The sequence below is a fragment of the Colwellia sp. Bg11-28 genome (assembly GCF_002836245.1).
Taxonomy (GTDB): Bacteria; Pseudomonadota; Gammaproteobacteria; order Enterobacterales; family Alteromonadaceae; genus Colwellia; species Colwellia psychrerythraea_A.
In genome coordinates, this window is the sequence record NZ_PJBA01000018.1 from 1,361,459 (window position 1) to 1,378,217 (window position 16,759).

At 36.6% G+C, this 16,759-nt stretch carries 13 protein-coding genes; 5 read left to right on the forward strand and 8 right to left on the reverse strand.

The features are described 5' to 3' along the window. Positions 1-4: 4 nt before the first annotated feature. The 6 genes from CXF79_RS22985 to CXF79_RS23010 all read right to left on the reverse strand — a co-directional run bounded on the left by CXF79_RS22985 (position 5) and on the right by CXF79_RS23010 (position 7,251). Positions 5-1,102, reverse strand: coding sequence for a TIGR03088 family PEP-CTERM/XrtA system glycosyltransferase (locus CXF79_RS22985; RefSeq protein WP_101158138.1), 1,098 nt, complete (start codon positions 1,100-1,102; stop codon positions 5-7). After that, positions 1,095-2,573, reverse strand: a complete 1,479-nt coding sequence (gene xrtA, locus CXF79_RS22990; protein WP_198560111.1) for an exosortase A — start codon at positions 2,571-2,573, stop codon at positions 1,095-1,097. Before xrtA ends, CXF79_RS22985 begins: the two co-directional genes overlap by 8 nt. Next, complete coding sequence (locus CXF79_RS22995) at positions 2,560-3,852, reverse strand: TIGR03087 family PEP-CTERM/XrtA system glycosyltransferase (protein ID WP_101158140.1); 1,293 nt, start codon at positions 3,850-3,852, stop codon at positions 2,560-2,562. Before CXF79_RS22995 ends, xrtA begins: the two co-directional genes overlap by 14 nt. A gap of 4 nt (positions 3,853-3,856) precedes the next feature. Beyond that, a complete protein-coding gene (locus CXF79_RS23000; RefSeq protein WP_232769294.1) occupies positions 3,857-4,915 on the reverse strand; it encodes a FemAB family XrtA/PEP-CTERM system-associated protein in 1,059 nt (352 codons plus the stop codon). A gap of 66 nt (positions 4,916-4,981) precedes the next feature. Continuing rightward, a complete protein-coding gene (locus CXF79_RS23005) occupies positions 4,982-5,848 on the reverse strand; it encodes an XrtA system polysaccharide deacetylase (protein WP_442871904.1) in 867 nt (288 codons plus the stop codon). Beyond that, on the reverse strand, positions 5,848-7,251 hold the full coding sequence (locus CXF79_RS23010) for a TIGR03013 family XrtA/PEP-CTERM system glycosyltransferase (RefSeq protein WP_101158141.1): 1,404 nt from the start codon (positions 7,249-7,251) through the stop codon (positions 5,848-5,850). Before CXF79_RS23010 ends, CXF79_RS23005 begins: the two co-directional genes overlap by 1 nt. Before the next feature lie 202 nt (positions 7,252-7,453). On the opposite strand from CXF79_RS23010, the gene CXF79_RS23015 reads away from it, so the two are divergent. From CXF79_RS23015 to CXF79_RS23035, 5 genes are read left to right on the forward strand one after another with little or no spacing between them, the layout of a single operon-like run. After that, on the forward strand, positions 7,454-8,089 hold the full coding sequence (locus CXF79_RS23015) for an XrtA/PEP-CTERM system exopolysaccharide export protein (RefSeq protein WP_101158142.1): 636 nt from the start codon (positions 7,454-7,456) through the stop codon (positions 8,087-8,089). 51 nt (positions 8,090-8,140) lie between these two features. Continuing rightward, positions 8,141-9,727 (forward strand): XrtA system polysaccharide chain length determinant, encoded by a 1,587-nt coding sequence (locus CXF79_RS23020; RefSeq protein ID WP_101158144.1) that lies wholly within the window; start codon positions 8,141-8,143, stop codon positions 9,725-9,727. Between the two features lie 2 nt (positions 9,728-9,729). Further along, on the forward strand, positions 9,730-10,623 hold the full coding sequence (locus tag CXF79_RS23025) for an XrtA-associated tyrosine autokinase (protein ID WP_101158146.1): 894 nt from the start codon (positions 9,730-9,732) through the stop codon (positions 10,621-10,623). Next, entirely contained in the window at positions 10,583-12,178 is a 1,596-nt protein-coding gene (locus CXF79_RS23030) for a TIGR03016 family PEP-CTERM system-associated outer membrane protein (protein WP_101158148.1), read from the forward strand. Before CXF79_RS23025 ends, CXF79_RS23030 begins: the two co-directional genes overlap by 41 nt. Before the next feature lies 1 nt (position 12,179). Beyond that, complete coding sequence (locus tag CXF79_RS23035) at positions 12,180-13,220, forward strand: XrtA/PEP-CTERM system-associated ATPase (RefSeq protein WP_101158150.1); 1,041 nt, start codon at positions 12,180-12,182, stop codon at positions 13,218-13,220. A 24-nt stretch (positions 13,221-13,244) separates the two neighbouring features. Here the strand turns inward: CXF79_RS23035 and prsR are convergent, their stop codons facing one another. Continuing rightward, the gene (prsR, locus tag CXF79_RS23040) at positions 13,245-14,594 is read right to left on the reverse strand and encodes a PEP-CTERM-box response regulator transcription factor (protein ID WP_101158152.1); all 1,350 of its coding nucleotides are present in this window, start codon (positions 14,592-14,594) and stop codon (positions 13,245-13,247) included. Between the two features lie 32 nt (positions 14,595-14,626). Further along, complete coding sequence (gene prsK, locus CXF79_RS23045) at positions 14,627-16,660, reverse strand: XrtA/PEP-CTERM system histidine kinase PrsK (protein ID WP_101158154.1); 2,034 nt, start codon at positions 16,658-16,660, stop codon at positions 14,627-14,629. Between the last annotated feature and the right edge of the window lie 99 nt (positions 16,661-16,759).

Here is a 16,759-nt window from a genome sequence, read left to right on the forward strand (position 1 = left end):
ATTATTATCCTTTAACTAGTGCTTTATATTGCTGTAAATAAGCCTGCACCATGTGTTTTTCATTAAAATTTTTCAATACTTTGGCACGAGCATTTTCACCGTGTTCAAGAATTAATTCGGGTTGATTTATATAGTGCAATAAACCTTGTGCTAAAGCAGCTGAATCGCTCTTATCAACTAAAAACCCTTCTTTAGCCTCTTCGACCACTTCGGGAATACCACCCACTCGTGTTGCTACAATCGGTGTTTTTGCCGACATAGCTTCCAAAATAGTCATAGGGATACCTTCTGCAATAGAAGATAAAACAAAAACATCGGTTTGCGATAATATTTGCGCTATATCATCACGAGCACCAAGAAACTTCACAGTATCTAACCCATTTTCATCACAATACTGTTCTAATTTTTCACGTTGTTCACCATCACCAACAATAGCAAGTTGAGGCATTTTTTCATTACCTATCTCTTTATTTAGCAATACAAAGGCTTTTAGTAAGTTAAGGTGATCTTTTACTGGTGAAATACGAGCAACAATAGCAAATCGCAGTTGTTCGCTCACAGTTTTTGGCGCATTAAAACGCTCTGTGTTAATACCATTTTGAATAAGTAAGGCTTTCTTTGCTGGTATACCGACAGTGTTTATCGACCATTGATGTAAGTCTTCACTTACACTGACGTATCGATGAATAAAGATAGCCATGAGTTTTCGTAATAGATTATGTTTTTTATTCAAGCCTTGCGGATCGCCAATATCACGACCATGTTCAGCATGAAGATGGCCTTTAACTCCTGCAAGCCAAGCAATTGGGTGATATTCAATTGTCGCTAGATTATAGGTATGCAAAATCGCGGGCTTTATTTTTTTTAAAAGCTTATAAAGCTTAAAGTGAATGCCTAAATCACTGCCTTGCTTTTTACCTAAACAATAAATGTCAATTGGGTTATTTTCTGACTGAGAAAAATGATTAGCATCGGTTAATGAAATAATAATATGTTTAAAATTTTCATCTTCCATTTGATTAATACAATTAAGCATAACTCGCTCTAAGCCACCAATATCTAAACGGTAGATTAAATGAACGACTATCGTCTTATTACTCACTCATCTCCCCTTTAAACTCATACTGATTAAAAGCTTGGACTAAATCGCTTTCTACCTTAGTTAAATCACTCACTCCTGCCAATGAAATAGCGCGCATTTCACTAAAGTCAGACTGGCGAGATAGACTATTCCATGCCTGCATCAATTTCGCTTGATTATCACTGACAGTGTAAAAGTCACCTACTTTATACTGATACAAGTAACTTCTGGGTTGGCCATCAATAGTGCGCAAATGTACTAACATGACAGGTTTATTATTAAGCACTAATTGTTTCTTGTCGACAATCGTCCAGCGATCATAATCATGAGTAACATTTTGCCAAACAATTAACTCGCCCTTATTTTGCTTATTGCCATATATAGCTTGAAATACCTCAATGCCTTGTTCGTTTCTTTGATAGGCTTTTTCGTAGGCATCCTCAAAGTTAATGCCCCACGATGAAGTGGCCTCTGCTGTGATGTTATGCTCTTTTAAATTAACGCTCGGAATAGACTTTAATACAAAAAAAGTTAACATCAACAATGGCAAACTCAACAGCGGTATTAAAGTATGCTTCGAAACGTTCATTTGAGCTGCAGCGCCCAACAATTTTCTATCAGAACGTTTTGTTACCTGTACCTTATCGGCAAAAAATCCGCCAATCCAAAACATCAACATGATCACTAAACCAAAAAACAACCAACCATAAATAAGATGATCTGCGCCAGTGGCATATTTCATGTCTGAGTAATAAGCAATAGCAACAATGCCATAAGCACGAATACCATTAGCCAAAATAGGTAACGTAAGCGCAAATATTACAAACAATATCTTTTTATAAGTTTTGTCATACGTTAAATAACTAAATAAGGTGCCTACAGCGACTGAGGCAATTAAATATCGGATGCCAGAACAAGCTACCGCGACTTCAAACATACCTGTGGGTATTTGAATATATAAACCGTCAACATAAACAGGAATACCATTAAGCTTAAGAAAAAAAACAGTGAACCAAGCAGTAACATCTTGCAACAATGGTATGAGGTTTTCCCCCATAGGCACAGCAAAAAACAAATACATTAAAGGGAACTTATAACGCCAAGCTAATTTATTACCTATCACTAACCATATTAATAAAACTAATGAAGTTACTGCAGAGAGTTGCCCTAAAACGTTAATATCTGCCGAATAGGCAAATAACCACACAAACAAAGAAGCAACTAATAAAGGCAGTGCTAGCAAGCTTGGTTTTACTCTACTTTGTAAAAAGTTTTCTTTGTCTCGCCATATTAGCCACAAACTAATAGGCAAAATGAAATACCCATGGGCAAAGGTATCTGATGTAGACCAAATAGTTTCCATGGCACGTAAAGCATCTTGATAAACTACAACCCAAGCGAGTATTAACACAGAAAACATTAGCCATAGCCGTTTATCGGTTATGGCTAGGCAAGATGAAACCTTTCGCTCTACTTCACTAGTTGCTACCATTACTGTCATCCTTTTTAGTAAAAAAACCTAATAATGGTTCCAAGGTTTGTGGCCAAGTAAACTGCTCAATGATCCACTCTCTACTCGTAAATTTTGATATCTCTTTATTTGCTAAAAATACTAAACAAGCTTGTGCATACTCTTCAATATTATCAGTAATCACTACAGCTTCATTAGCATCTGCATTAATGCCTTCCATCGCCATTGGTGTCACAACTATCGCTTTATTCAACGACATTGCTTCAAGTACTTTATTTTGAATACCACGTGCTATTTGCAATGGTGCTACAACACACTTTGCTTGATTAATAAAAGGACGAACATCATGTACACGGCCAGTCACTAGAACACCTTGCTGTTTTGCTAAAGAGATAACATCGCTACTTGGGTTACCGCCTACAATACAAAAGACCGCTTCGGGATTTTTGGCTAAGACTAATGGCCAAACATGTTCCGTAAACCATAATACCGCATCAACATTAGCCCAATAATCCATTGCCCCCGTAAAAGCAATGAACGGTTGATTTGGTACAAGCGCTTCCTGTTCAAATTGTTTTTTCGGGTCAAAAAAGTGTATATCGACGCCATTTAATAACCCATGCACCTTATCTTTCAGCTCTAAGGCTTGTCGCTCACTAAATAACTGCGCTTCATCAGGAGAAACAAACAAGCTATGGTCAAATTCAGCACAAATATCATTTTCAACTTGTGCTAACAGACGATACTCGCGATTAAAAAACCAATTGGCTAAACCAGTCTTTTTCATCGCATATTGACGCCATTTATCGGAATCAATATCAACAAAATCAATGATACGCTCCAGTGAGGAAAACTGATTAGTCTGCGTATTTTTCTCTTGAACGTATTGTGCCATTGAAGAGCTATAAACAAATACTTTACAGATCTTATGCTGAGCAATGACTCGATGAGTCCATTGCTGCATTCGTTTATCGAAATAATACGGTAACGTAATAGGCTTATTAGTTAAAAAACCTGTTAAGCCTTTAATTTTTGAGAGTGTTTTATGCTGATCTAGATGAAAAATAGAAGCGCTGTATTTTTGCAAACCTGAAACATATTGTTTATCGAATGGATCATCGATAAAACATCCTAAATGAACCTCGTATCGTTCACTCAGTTTTTTCAATATATTAAACGAACGAATTTTATCGCCTTTATTCGGCGGAAAAGGAATTCGGTGACACAAGAACAGCAACGGCTCTTTCTGAATACTATTTTCTTCTTTTCTAGCACTGAGCTGTTCATTTGAATAACTCATTGGCTTATCCTAGGAATTTAGATAAAAATGGACCAACTATTTGACTAACTTTTAGTGGTAATTTTTGCCACAACTCAATGAATAATTTGTATTTCGGGTTATTAGGACTAAGGTTTGGTAATTCAGTTGCGTTGACTAGATGGTAATAATAATAGAGTGACTTAGGTTCCATACCCCAGTTTTTCTTATATTTATAAGGACCACTATCGTTTTTACTACGGCCAAAATCATACCAACGATAGCCTTTTTCACTGGCGCTGCACATTACTTGGTAATACATATAGTCAGCACTTTTAAGGCCACGGGCACTATCATTACCGCCACCATAATAAGGTAATACTTGCTCGTTGAAGTAAAAATTCATTACCGCACTTGATAATTGGTTATCTTTACTTTTAATAACAGCAATATCAATATTATCGCCGAAAACATCTACCAGATTATTAAAGTAGTCTTTACTAAAAATTGGCGTGCCTAAATTACGGTAACTTGTTGACAATAAATGATAAAAATCTTGTAAGTTCTTATTACCTGGCTCAAGCGAAAAGTTAAGCTCATTTTTAAAAGAGTGTCGAATAACAGCACGTTGCTTTTTCTTAATTGACGCGAGGATTTTCTCATTGTCTTCAGCCAATTCACAGCCAAAAGCACTGTGTGCTTGCTTTAAGAGTAACTTTGATTCTTGCTTTTCTTGATAACGTAGTTCTAAATAATCAACAGATAGCTTTTCAGCTAATAAACAGGCTTCTTGTTCTAATTGACGAACTAATTCAGGAGTATCAGCAATAGCCCCGCCATAAACACAAAAAGGCGTTGAAATAAGTGCATGACCAAATAACTTACTTTTCACCTCTACTAAAGGTAAAACACCGGCAATATTACCATCAAGCTCTATAAACAAAAAATAGCAATCATGATTAAAACTTTTTGATATGACTTGCTGCCAACCACTTAAGTGGAAGAAGCTACCCTGTTGATGATTTTTAACATAGTCATCCCACGTCGAAAATTCAGATGATGAGAGTTGTTTAATTGCATCATTAGTAATAGAAATATTATTCAAGTGTCCATTCTCTTTATATTTAACTTAAGGTGAGTTCACCACAGTCGCACTATAACTGTTTTGTGCTTACTTCTTATTCAAGTAAACACTTTTCATCGTGTCCCACTGGTAATCTTCTAATAAACGTTCAACCTTACCTTCCATACGAGATAAGTTTAAATAATGACGAAGTTTAGATTTTATCGAAGCACCTGCAACTCGAGGCTGCTCAGGATCGATTTCCCATGGATGAAAATAAAAACTATAAGGCTGTTGCTCTGTATTTAAGTAATTATCAATGCGTCTTTTAGACAACCAATAAGGATAGAGGCGAAAATAGCCACCACCACCAATACCCGTATTACGTTCATTTTTTCTAACTGTCGGTACCGGTATCTCAATAATACCTTCAGCTCTTTGATATTTAAAACGTGGCCAGTTAGGCACTCCGTATAAATCATGTTCAATAGGATAAGTGCTCGAACTGTACTCAAAACCCAGTTCAGCTAAAGTCTCATACACCCAAGTATTACTATCGTTAATAGAAAAACTTGGTGCCCGATAACCAATAATGGCTTGTCCGGAAGTATCTTCAAGTACGTGTTTGCTTTTACTCACATCGGCTAGAAATTGCTCTGGAGTCATTTCAGTCGCACGTTGGTGAGCAAAACCATGGCTCGCTAATTCATGTCCTTGATCAACGATTGCTTTAATTAAATTAGGGCAACGTTCTGCTACCCAACCTAAAGTAAAAAAGGTGCATTTAGCCTGTTTTTGTTCAAACAATTCTAATAATCGATAAGTATTTGCTTCAACACGTAATTCAAGGTTATTCCAATCAGCTTTATCGATCGCCTTTTCAAAGGCTGAGACATGGAAATAATCTTCAACATCTACCGTAAGCGCCTGTTTTCCAGGTAATGGACTCACTTTATCTACCGCTTGCATTATCATTAACGTCCTTTACCAAACAACACAATCTCAACCGTTCGAATTAAGATTAATATGTCTAAGAGAAAGCTACGATGCTTAATATAGTACAAATCATATTTCAGCTTTTCTAAAGAGTCAGCCTCAGTAGCGCCGTAAGGATATTTTAATTGCGCCCAACCGGTTAAACCCGGTTTAACATTATGACGTTCGTTATAATAAGGGATATTCTTGATAAGGCTTTGCACAAATTGAGGTCGCTCCGGCCTTGGGCCAACAAAGCCCATACTGCCATGCAAAACATTCCAAATTTGTGGCAGTTCATCAATACGATATTTACGTAAATACTGACCTACTTTGGTAATACGGTTATCGTTTTCGCTTGCCATTTGGGCGCCGTGCTTTTCCGCATCTAAACGCATACTACGAAATTTGATCATATTAAACGGTTCGCCATCTAAGCCTACACGCTCTTGCTTATAAAATATTGGTGCATTAAAACCTTCGGTAATCTTCATACACAACGCAGTAATAAGCATCACAGGCCAAGTAAGTAATAACAAGATCAGTGCCATTCCCGCATTAAAAATCCAATCTAAGGTATTACGTAAATAATTATTAGAGGCGAAGCCATTAGAATAAATAACCCAGCTAGGATAAATAAGGTTAACGGCTATTTGTCCTGTTTCACGCTCAATGAAATCTAATATATCTATTATTTCAATTCCGCGGATCTTGCAAGCAAACAGCTCATCTACAGGTAAGTTATTACGACGTTCATCATTAGCGACCACTATCTCATCAATATCATGAGCCAAAGTGTATTCAACTAATGATTCATTTAACTTAATGCGCGTTTCGCGCTGAATCCCATCAGATGAATCACCTTCCATGATAACAAAACCATGTACCGTAAAATCTTGCCTATCAACATCGCGTCGCATACGTCTTTCTATAATTGATGCTCGTTGGCCAGAACCTAATACCAAAATATTACGTTTGCCAAAACCAAAGAAATCTATTTTAAAGGTAAAATAGCGAAAAGAGCTGACGAGAAAAACACTAAGTGAAGAGGCAATAGCCAATAATTCTATAGGTAAATGATAAACCCCATAAAAAGGATTGATAAGTGTTGTTGCACAGAACCCAACAGAAACACACATCAACATGCGACGGAATATACCTCGAAAACTTTCTCTCAGTTTTGAGTTGTACAAACCTAACGCTAAGGCACTTAATTGATTAAGTAGCGCAAAGATAACTGCATAGAGTAATAAGAAACCATCAGATACCACAAGAAAATCAACAATATGATATTCTCCGTTCAAATGAACAGCTAACATCAAAGCACCAACAAATAAAATTTGTTCTACAATAATTAAAGATTTAGTACCTGCTGATAAATCACGAAATTTCGAACTAGACATAACTGGCTAGGTTTCCTTTAATTAAGATTTGCAAATAAATAGCAATTTTCTACCGACAAAAAACAGCGCTGATTCTAACAAAAAACGCACTAAAGTTAACGATTAATTTACACATGTTAATTTACATTGCTAAAAGACAATAAAATACCATACAATTACACATCGTTTTTCAAATCAAATTGTATTTAAAAAGGTGTAAATTATGGATAATCGCTTTGCCAGCACATTAAAAGTAGGTCTGCTATTACTAGCAACTTTTCTTTCAGGCTGTAGCTCACACAATACGTTACCTAGTGCAACTTTGCACCCCTCTAATACAGCCGATATAAATACTTATAAATATTTAATCGGCTCGGGCGATGTGCTTAGTATTTTCGTTTGGCGTAACCCTGAAGTTTCAGGCTCGTTTATAGTACGCCCAGATGGCATGATTACTACCTCCTTAGTTGAAGATATCGAAGTCAGTGGTAAAACGCCTACTGAATTAGCCCGCTCAATTGAAGAGATTTTAGCAACATATCTACGAGATCCCATCGTTACGGTCACCGTTGAAAATTTTGTGGGTCCTTTTAGTGAGCAAATTCGTGTTATTGGTGAGGCGGCACAGCCACGAGCCATTAATTATACTCAGCATATGACCTTGCTCGATGTTATGATTCAAGTTGGCGGTTTAACCGAATTTGCTGATGGAAACGATGCAGTATTAATACGTATTGAAAATGGTGCACAAAATCAATACCAAGTAATGATAGATCAGTTACTTAGAGATGGAGAGATAAGTGCTAATGTTGATATGCTACCAGGCGATATTATCATTATCCCTGAAGCTTGGTTTTAACAGACTAAAAGCTTAATACATCATAATTCAGCGCACAATTAAAGGGTAGTAATGCAAGATATATTTGAAGAGATAATTGATTATCTAAAAGGAATTTGGTTAAAACGTCGTTATATCATCATAGCAACTTGGCTTATTTGCCCTATTGGTTGGTATTTTGTCGCTGCTATGCCAAATGTTTATCAATCAGAAGCCCGGGTATATGTTGATACTCAATCTTTATTACGACCTTTACTAAAAGGTTTAACGGTTGAAACGAATCCAAATACGCAAATTCGTCTAATGGTAAAAACCCTATTAAGCCGTCCTAATTTAGAACGTATTTCGCGTATGACAGATTTAGATGTGCAAGCGAGCAATAGTGCCCAATATGAAGCAATAATCAAAAACCTAAAAGATAATATTAAAATATCAGGTGTTGGCCGCGAAAACATTTATACCTTGAGCATCGAAGATAAAAATCCAGAAATGGCGAAAAACATTGTTCGCTCAGCGCTGACAGTTTTCATTGAAAATACTTTAGGCGAGACTCGAAGCGATTCAGATAGCGCACAAAAGTTTTTAAATACTCAAATCAAAGATTATGAAAACCGCCTTTCAAATTCCGAAGCCAGACTGACAAGTTTTAAACAAAAGTATAGTGGTATTTTACCTGATCAATCAGGTGGTTATTATGCAAAACTTAATGGTAACAAAGAAAAATTAAAAGCTATTGAATTAGACCTTTTAGAGAATAAAACTCGTCTTGATTCAGCTAAAAAGCAACTAGCCCAATCAGTAGTAGCTGATAACGGTAGTGATAATAAAATTGAAAGTGAAAGTTCAATACGAACCACTTATGATGACCGTATAAATGAATTAGAAGTTCAACTGGATAATTTAAAGCTTCGTTATACCGACAAACATCCAGATGTAATCGAAATCAGCCGAAATTTAGAGCATTTGAATAAATCACGTAGCGCTGAGATTGAAAAATACCTCGCACAAAATAATGAAAATACGGGCAGTTTAAAGCGGTTAAGCGCTAACCCTGTTATTCAAGAAGTACAAATTCAAGTTAATCAACTGGAGAACTTGATTGCATCACTTAATGTTAGAGCTGACAATTACCGCCAACGTATTATCGAACTTGAAAACAGAGTGCATACTTTACCAGAGATTGAGGCTGAGTTAATTGCACTAAACCGTGGATATGGGATTACTAAATCTAAATACGAAGAGTTGTTATCACGTAAAGAAACTGCACAACTCGCTCAACAAGCTGATGAAACTACTGATAAAATTCAGTTTCGAGTCATTGACCCTCCTCGTAAAGCAACTAAACCTTCAGGGCCAAAACGCTTTATTTTATTTGGTGTCGTTACTCTGTTAGGATTTGGTGTTGGTATTGGTTTGTCATTGTTAATGAGTCAATTGAACCCTGTTGCAACCTCTACAGCTCAATTATCTAAAATTACTGGCGTACCTATATTTGGTGTTATCTCTGCCAATGAAAACTTAGGTTTACAACGATGGCATCAAAAGAAAACCTTCATTTTTATAGGCTCTAACTTGTTATTACTCTGCTTGTTATTGTTATTTGTTAGTTACTTTGTATTTCCTAACATTATTCAAGTACCATTAAAAAGGATCTTTTAGCCATGAGTACCATTGAAAAAGCCTTGGCTAAACAAAAATTAGCTCAGCATGAAAAAGTCGACAATTGTTCTGAGTATGAAGTTAAAGCCGATAGTAATATTCAAGAAATAAGTAGTGCTTCGGTGCCTGCAGCAGCAAAGAAAGCAAGCAGTAATAAAGACAAAATAATATTAAATGGTGACAGGTTAAATGAACGTGGATTTATTTATAGCCCTGACAGTGCTCATCATATTCAAGAAGAATTTCGCCATATTAAGCGAAAGCTACTGAACAATGCTTTTGGTCTAGCGTCAAAAACACTACATAACAGCAACTTAATTATGGTAACCAGTTCTCATCCTAATGAAGGGAAAACTTATGTTGCCATTAATTTAGCATTGAGTATCGCCCTTGAGCAGAATAAAACAGTACTCTTGGTAGATGCCGATGTATTGAGACCTAGCTTGCATAGAGAGTTAGAATTTGAGAGCAAAAAAGGCCTACTTGAGTACCTACTCTCTGAAGTGTCATCGTTATCCGATATAATTTACAGTACTAACATCGATAATTTAAAGTTAGTTCCAGCAGGTAAACCACATCATTTAACTAATGAATTATTAGCAAGTGAGCGCATGGAGAGCTTAGCTAAAGAATTAGCTGAGCGCTACCCAGATAGAATCGTTATTTTTGATTGCCCACCCATTATTGGTGTGACAGAGACTCCTGTGTTATCTGATCTTGTTGGTCAAGCACTTGTTGTTGTGGAAGAATCAAAAACTAAAACGGATGATGTTAAAACAGCGGTAAGTCAGCTAAATAGTGACATTGCTTTGGGCTTAGTAATGAACAAAACCATTAGATCTAAAAAGGATGTATATGGCTATTATGGATATGGCTATGGCAGAAAAAACCAGTAAACTTCAACTAAGATTACATTTTTTTGCAATCGCGAGCTTACTTTTTTCAGTCAGCTCTTTTGCTGGTGATTGGCAATTTAATCCAAGTTTAGGGCTAACCGAAACATTTACTAATAATGTAGAGCTGAATCAACAAGACAAACAATCGAGTCTAGTGAGTCAATTCATTATTGGTGCTGATGCGATTTATAGCTCTAGAAAATTACAGTTCTCATTTGCCGGCACGGAAACCCTTGCCGGTTATAGCCATAATAGTGAACTTAATGATGATTATCAGACTTTACGGGCTGATGCTTCATACTCAATTTGGCAAGACAAACTGCAAGTTGTTGCCAGCTCAGCAATAACTAACGTTAGTCAAAACGATAGCAACAATAGTTTAGCTGATTTAGTGAGTGGTGATACTGTCCAGCAACGTAATCATTCTGCTGGATTGCAATTTAACACGGCTAACAGCGATTATTATCTATCCTCTTCCCTAATGTACTCCATAGTGGACACTGAAGATGATATAGGCGAAATTAATGGCTACACTGCACTAATAAATAGTGAAAATGGTAATGCTGCCCGTTATGTCTTTTGGGAATTAACCGGTTCTTTTGCCAATCAAGAGAATAACGGTTTTACTAGTGAAAATCACCAAGTAGAAACCAAGATCGGTGCTATAACACCTTATAAACTAAATCCGTTTATTCGTGTATATAATGAAAGAGTCACCGGCACTTTAGCGGGTAGTAATCCTGATTCAATTCCCTCGTGGGGACCAGGATTTCGTTATCAAGCCGCTAAACATTTAATTATTGATGTATCGTACAACTATATTAGAGATGACTCAGCAGCGAGTGACGATTATGTTGCAGCAGATATAGATTGGCAACCATCGTCACGAACATCTCTAAAGGCAGGATACTCTAAGCGCTTTTTTGGAGATTCTTATAATTTAGATTTTTCTCACCGAACTCGACGACTAACCAATACTATTTCTTACCATGAAACCATTGAGGCTTATGATCGTAATAACTTTCAGTTAATAAATAGTGAGGTCTGGTGTCCAATTAATGCCATCGGCCCAGATGATTGTTTACCGGTGGGCGAGACACCTAGCGACACCACTGACTTTATAAGTGTACCCGTCAGCTCCCTTGAACCCGAAGATAATGTATATTCATTAAATAAACGTTTAGCATGGACATCTCGGTTAACTTTAGCACGCACTACTTTTACACTAGACTTATCTAACCGTGATAGAGAAAGTTTAGATACTGGCACCATTGATAATTACCTCGATGGCCGTATTACTGCTACTCGTCGTATGAGTGCTAGAAGTGACATTACAGCCTATGTTAGTTACAGAAAAAACATTTTTGATAAAAACAATCCTGACGGCCCAAGACAAAAAGATATTTATAAAACAGTATCAACAACTTACAATAGAAGCCTGGCATCATCACTCAATGCTTTTTTAACGCTACAATATCTTGATCGAGAATCAACTTTTGAGCGTTACACTTACACCGAAGCACGCGCTTCCATTAATTTAACAAAAGATTTCTAACATGTATGAAAGTTACTATGGTTTTAGTGAACGACCTTTTCAGTTAAGCCCAGATCCACGTTTCTTCTTTGCAACCAACCACCATCAACGTGCTTTATCTTATTTGCAATATGGCTTAGATCAAGGCGAAGGATTTATTGTTATTACTGGTCCTATTGGCACTGGGAAAACAACGATAGCTCGTAATTTATTGGCGAATATAGCCGATGAAAATATTGTTGCAGCACAATTAGTTACTACAAAACTAACCCCTGATGAACTACTTGATCTCGTTGCCGCTGAATTTAAAATTACAGTAACAGGTAACAGCAAAGCTGATGTCCTGCAAAGTATAGAAAAGTTCTTAATCAATTTGAATAAACAAGGTAAGCGCGCTTTATTGTTAGTTGATGAAGCTCAAAACCTACCTGTTGAAACGGTAGAAGAGCTAAGAATGCTGTCGAATTTTCAACTTGATAACAAACCACTTATACAAAGTTTTTTATTAGGTCAAGAAGAGTTAAAAGCAATTATATCGGCACCAGATATGGAACAATTTAGACAACGTATTATTGCTTCTGCGCATCTAAAACCACTGAATACCGAAGAAGTAAAAAATTATATCAATCATAGGTTAGCGCAAGCTAACTGCAATAGAGAAGCCTTGTTTTCAGATGAAGCGTTTCAGCTTATTTTTGAAAAAACGCTAGGCGTACCAAGAAAAATAAACATCTTTGTTGACCGTCTATTATTGTTTGGTTTTCTAGAGGAGTTAGAGAATATTGATTGCAATGCCGTCAATGAAGTTGCCGAGGAAATGTCTGTTGAACTTACAGGCTCACTGAGTGGGAATGCTCTTGAAAGTGATACAAAACATCAACCATTAGTCATAAACTCAACTGAACATGTTGAAAATATTAAAAATGTATTACGTGAAGTGGAAGAAATACTAGAAAGCTCAATTCAGCAAAAAGTTAAAATGACACGCTATATTGATAAGCTTTTAAAACAAAAAAATCGCGAGTTTGCTGAATTACAAAGTAAAAATGCTGATAGTAAATAACTACCAGCATTACAATTTTTAGTTCTAAACGTTAATCGCAATCTGATATTTTTCAATCAATGAATAAAGCGTCGGTCTGGTAATACCTAATAATTCCGACGTCTTCGACATATTTCCGTCCGTGAGCGCGTAGGCTTTTTGAATAGCTATAGTTTCGGCTTGTTCACGCACAGCACGTAAATTTAGTGACAGTTCATACTCTGCATTTTCTTTATCGAAGAAACCTAAATCAAAAGCAGTTACTTGATTACTGGTACTCATAATCACTGACGATTTAACTTTATTCTGTAACTCTCGAATATTGCCAGGCCACTTATGGTGTCTTAATCCATATAAAGCATCGTCCGCAAAGGACTTAGCATTTCGCTTATATTCAACAGCGTACTGCTGTAAAAAGAAATTAGCTAGGATAAGTACATCTTCATCACGATCACGTAATGGCGGTATATTTAAAGTAATCTCGGTAATACGATAAAAAAGATCTTCACGGAATGTTTTTTCTGAAACCATTACTTCAAGATTTTGGTTTGTCGCACATATTACACGAACATCAACGGGTATTTCTTTCCGTCCACCTAAGCGCTCTATTATTTTTTCTTGTAAAAAGCGTAATAACTTTGCTTGTAAATGATAAGGCATATCACCTATTTCATCTAAAAATAAGGTCCCGCCTTGTGCACACTCTATTTTTCCTAAAGTGGTTTTATGAGCGCCAGTAAAAGCCCCCTTTTCAAAGCCAAATAACTCACTCTCTAATAAGTTTTCAGGAATTGAAGCACAGTTAATAGCAATAAAAGGTTTATCACTACGATCACTCACTTTATGAATGGCTTTGGCCGTAACTTCTTTACCAGTACCACTTTCACCTAGAAGCAACGCTGTAATCTCCGTAGGAGCTATACGTTGCACCATAATGCGTAATCTATCAATACTTTCACTACTACCAATAATGCCAGTATCACAGCCTACAATAGACTTCATACTACGGTTATCTGTCTCTATCATTGCTAAGCTAAAAGCACGAGAAACGATGACATTAATAACATCAGCATCAACCGGTTTTTGATAAAAATCATAAGCGCCCATTTCGATAGCTTTTAGGGCATTACTTCTGTCATCATTACCCGTGATAACAATCACTTTAGTATGGGGAGCAATTTCCAATATTTGTTTTAGTGCCGCTAAACCTTCGCTAGCATTAGCTGCATCTGGTGGCAGACCTAAATCAAGCGTAACCACTTTAGGCTCATGACGTCTCACTGCAGCAATAGCACTTTCGCGGGTATCTGCAAGCACTACGTCGTAGTCAGCTAAACTCCATTTAAGTTGTTTTTGTATGCCTAAATCGTCATCAACAATTAATAACTTTTCCATAACAATGCCATATCCTTTATTTTTATTCTTTTCTAATCAGTGATACTACAAGGAATAATAAGTGTAAAAATACTACCTTCATCTTCGAAGCTAGTTACCTGCATAGCGCCACCAATACCCTCAACAAATTGCTTAGCTTCATAAACACCAATACCCATGCCAGCATTTCCTTTGGTGGTATCAAAGGGTTTAAATAAGCGATCTTTAATAAAGTGACTCGACATACCACAGCCATTATCAACAATAGCAATGTGTAAGTTGTTGCTTATCCTTTCTGCGCTTATTTTAACCCAGCCACTTTCATTTGTCGCTTCTTGTGCGTTCTGTAATAGATGATTTAATACTGAAGAAAACGTTTCTTCATCAATTGAAATCATGTCATCAATAGCTACCTTTGCACTAATGTGTGGTAACTGCACATTTCGCTGTTTGACTACCCTCTGAATTAGCGTTTGTACATCTGTACTTTTTTTAGTTGATTCCACCACTTGCTTGTTGCGTAGCTGTGTTAAGACTTTATCAAGTCGTCCCGTTGCTGATTCTATGGTTTCAAAAACATCATCAATAAAGTCGGGATTATCTCTATGGCGCTTGGCATTACTATTAATTAACGCCAGCTGTGCTTGAATATTTTTTAAATCATGAACTAAAAAAGCTGACATGCGATTGAAAGCATCAAATTGCTTAGATTCAGCCAAGCTCTCATTAGCTTCATTAAGTGATAAGTAATTACTGAGTTGTTTGGAGATAGAAAAAAGTAAATCTCGATCTTCCCAATTCAATACCCCTTGCTCTTCAGGCAGTGCTAACAAGAAAAAGCCGTAAACTGATTTATTCATAAAAATAGGTATGATTATATCAATATTCTTTTGTCCGCATGCTTTAGCATCCAACGCTAAGCCAGGGTAACTTTCCTCAACCATTGCCAACTCTCTGATATCAATAATCCAACCGTGTTGTTGACAGAATTCTTCAACCGCAACTAAAAAGTGTAAATCACTTTGCTCGAGTTGAAAATTTTGCTGATAGAGAGGTTGATAATGACCCACGGTGGGTTTTTTGATTAATGCACCTTGATGGATATTCAACGATGAACACATAATGTGAGTTGCAGTGTGATAACAATCATTATTTTCACCGATTTCGAGCTGTTCAATGGATTTGAGCCACTCAACTCGATAATCATACTTATTAGCGAAAAAGTGCTTAGTAATGAATACCTTAACCTCTCTACGTAACCTCTCAGTTATTAATAAGGCCGCTAAAACACTACCACCTAAAATAATAAACGCGATACTGATAACGTCGCCCCAAGCTCCACCAAAGAAATTAATTACGTAACCCGCTATAGCCAATAAAAGTAGGTATAAACCCGAAATCAGTAACATTGAGCTATAAAAGACCACTTCACGGGAAACAAAAACATCTACCGACCAATCTTTAATACGCCGAGTACTTACCAATATTAATGGCATACCTATGGCCGCAATAAAACCACGCGCATACCAGTAAGAAAAGTCTAATTGGTTAACCATAGCCGCCTGCGCAAACAGCACAAAATCAAAAACAGTTGCCATGCCCAAGGCTATAATTAAAGACCAAATGGCCCATTTAACTTTAACATCGGCATTTCGATATAGCTGTTCAAGTAAAACGAGTAACCATAAGTTAAGTAATAAAAACAATGAAAACAGATATTTCACACTATCGGGCATAAATAGCGCAGCCCCCCAACAAAGCACAGATAAGCCACTGAATATTTGCAGATATTGCTTAACTTTGGGGTGAGAAATTAGTGCTTTAACCGACGTGATATTTGCTTGAGTACAAATAATCAATAAGGACCAAACAGCAACTTTAAACGTTTCTATTGCCATGACGATAAGCAATGAAAAACCTTGTTTAGGTTGTAATGCTGCGCTAAGAGAGGAAGAAAAAACTAATAATGCCGCTAAAAGCATTAAACCACCGGCTAAAGTTTTATTACGAGCAGCTAAAAGTAATAAAATAAAAACCGCATAAGCACAGGCTGCTAAAAAATAACCTGAGGTGCCAATTACTTCCATTTATCTAAATCCTAAAATGTTGGTATTACTATGGTGACATCTTTGTTGTAACAGAAATTATTATATAGTAATTCATCATGATGTCTTAGTTTTATTGGC

What these genes read in the sequence shown, in the direction of transcription:
- xrtA (WP_198560111.1), bottom strand. Translation starts at nt 2,573, where the DNA reads ATGGTAGCAACTAGTGAAGTAGAGCGAAAGGTTTCATCTTGCCTAGCC.
- CXF79_RS22995 (WP_101158140.1), bottom strand. Translation starts at nt 3,852, where the DNA reads ATGAGTTATTCAAATGAACAGCTCAGTGCTAGAAAAGAAGAAAATAGT.
- CXF79_RS23005 (WP_442871904.1), bottom strand. Translation starts at nt 5,848, where the DNA reads ATGATAATGCAAGCGGTAGATAAAGTGAGTCCATTACCTGGAAAACAG.
- CXF79_RS23010 (WP_101158141.1), bottom strand. Translation starts at nt 7,251, where the DNA reads ATGTCTAGTTCGAAATTTCGTGATTTATCAGCAGGTACTAAATCTTTA.
- CXF79_RS23015 (WP_101158142.1), top strand. Translation starts at nt 7,454, where the DNA reads ATGGATAATCGCTTTGCCAGCACATTAAAAGTAGGTCTGCTATTACTA.
- CXF79_RS23020 (WP_101158144.1), top strand. Translation starts at nt 8,141, where the DNA reads ATGCAAGATATATTTGAAGAGATAATTGATTATCTAAAAGGAATTTGG.
- CXF79_RS23025 (WP_101158146.1), top strand. Translation starts at nt 9,730, where the DNA reads ATGAGTACCATTGAAAAAGCCTTGGCTAAACAAAAATTAGCTCAGCAT.
- CXF79_RS23030 (WP_101158148.1), top strand. Translation starts at nt 10,583, where the DNA reads ATGGCTATTATGGATATGGCTATGGCAGAAAAAACCAGTAAACTTCAA.
- CXF79_RS23035 (WP_101158150.1), top strand. Translation starts at nt 12,180, where the DNA reads ATGTATGAAAGTTACTATGGTTTTAGTGAACGACCTTTTCAGTTAAGC.
- prsR (WP_101158152.1), bottom strand. Translation starts at nt 14,594, where the DNA reads ATGGAAAAGTTATTAATTGTTGATGACGATTTAGGCATACAAAAACAA.
- prsK (WP_101158154.1), bottom strand. Translation starts at nt 16,660, where the DNA reads ATGGAAGTAATTGGCACCTCAGGTTATTTTTTAGCAGCCTGTGCTTAT.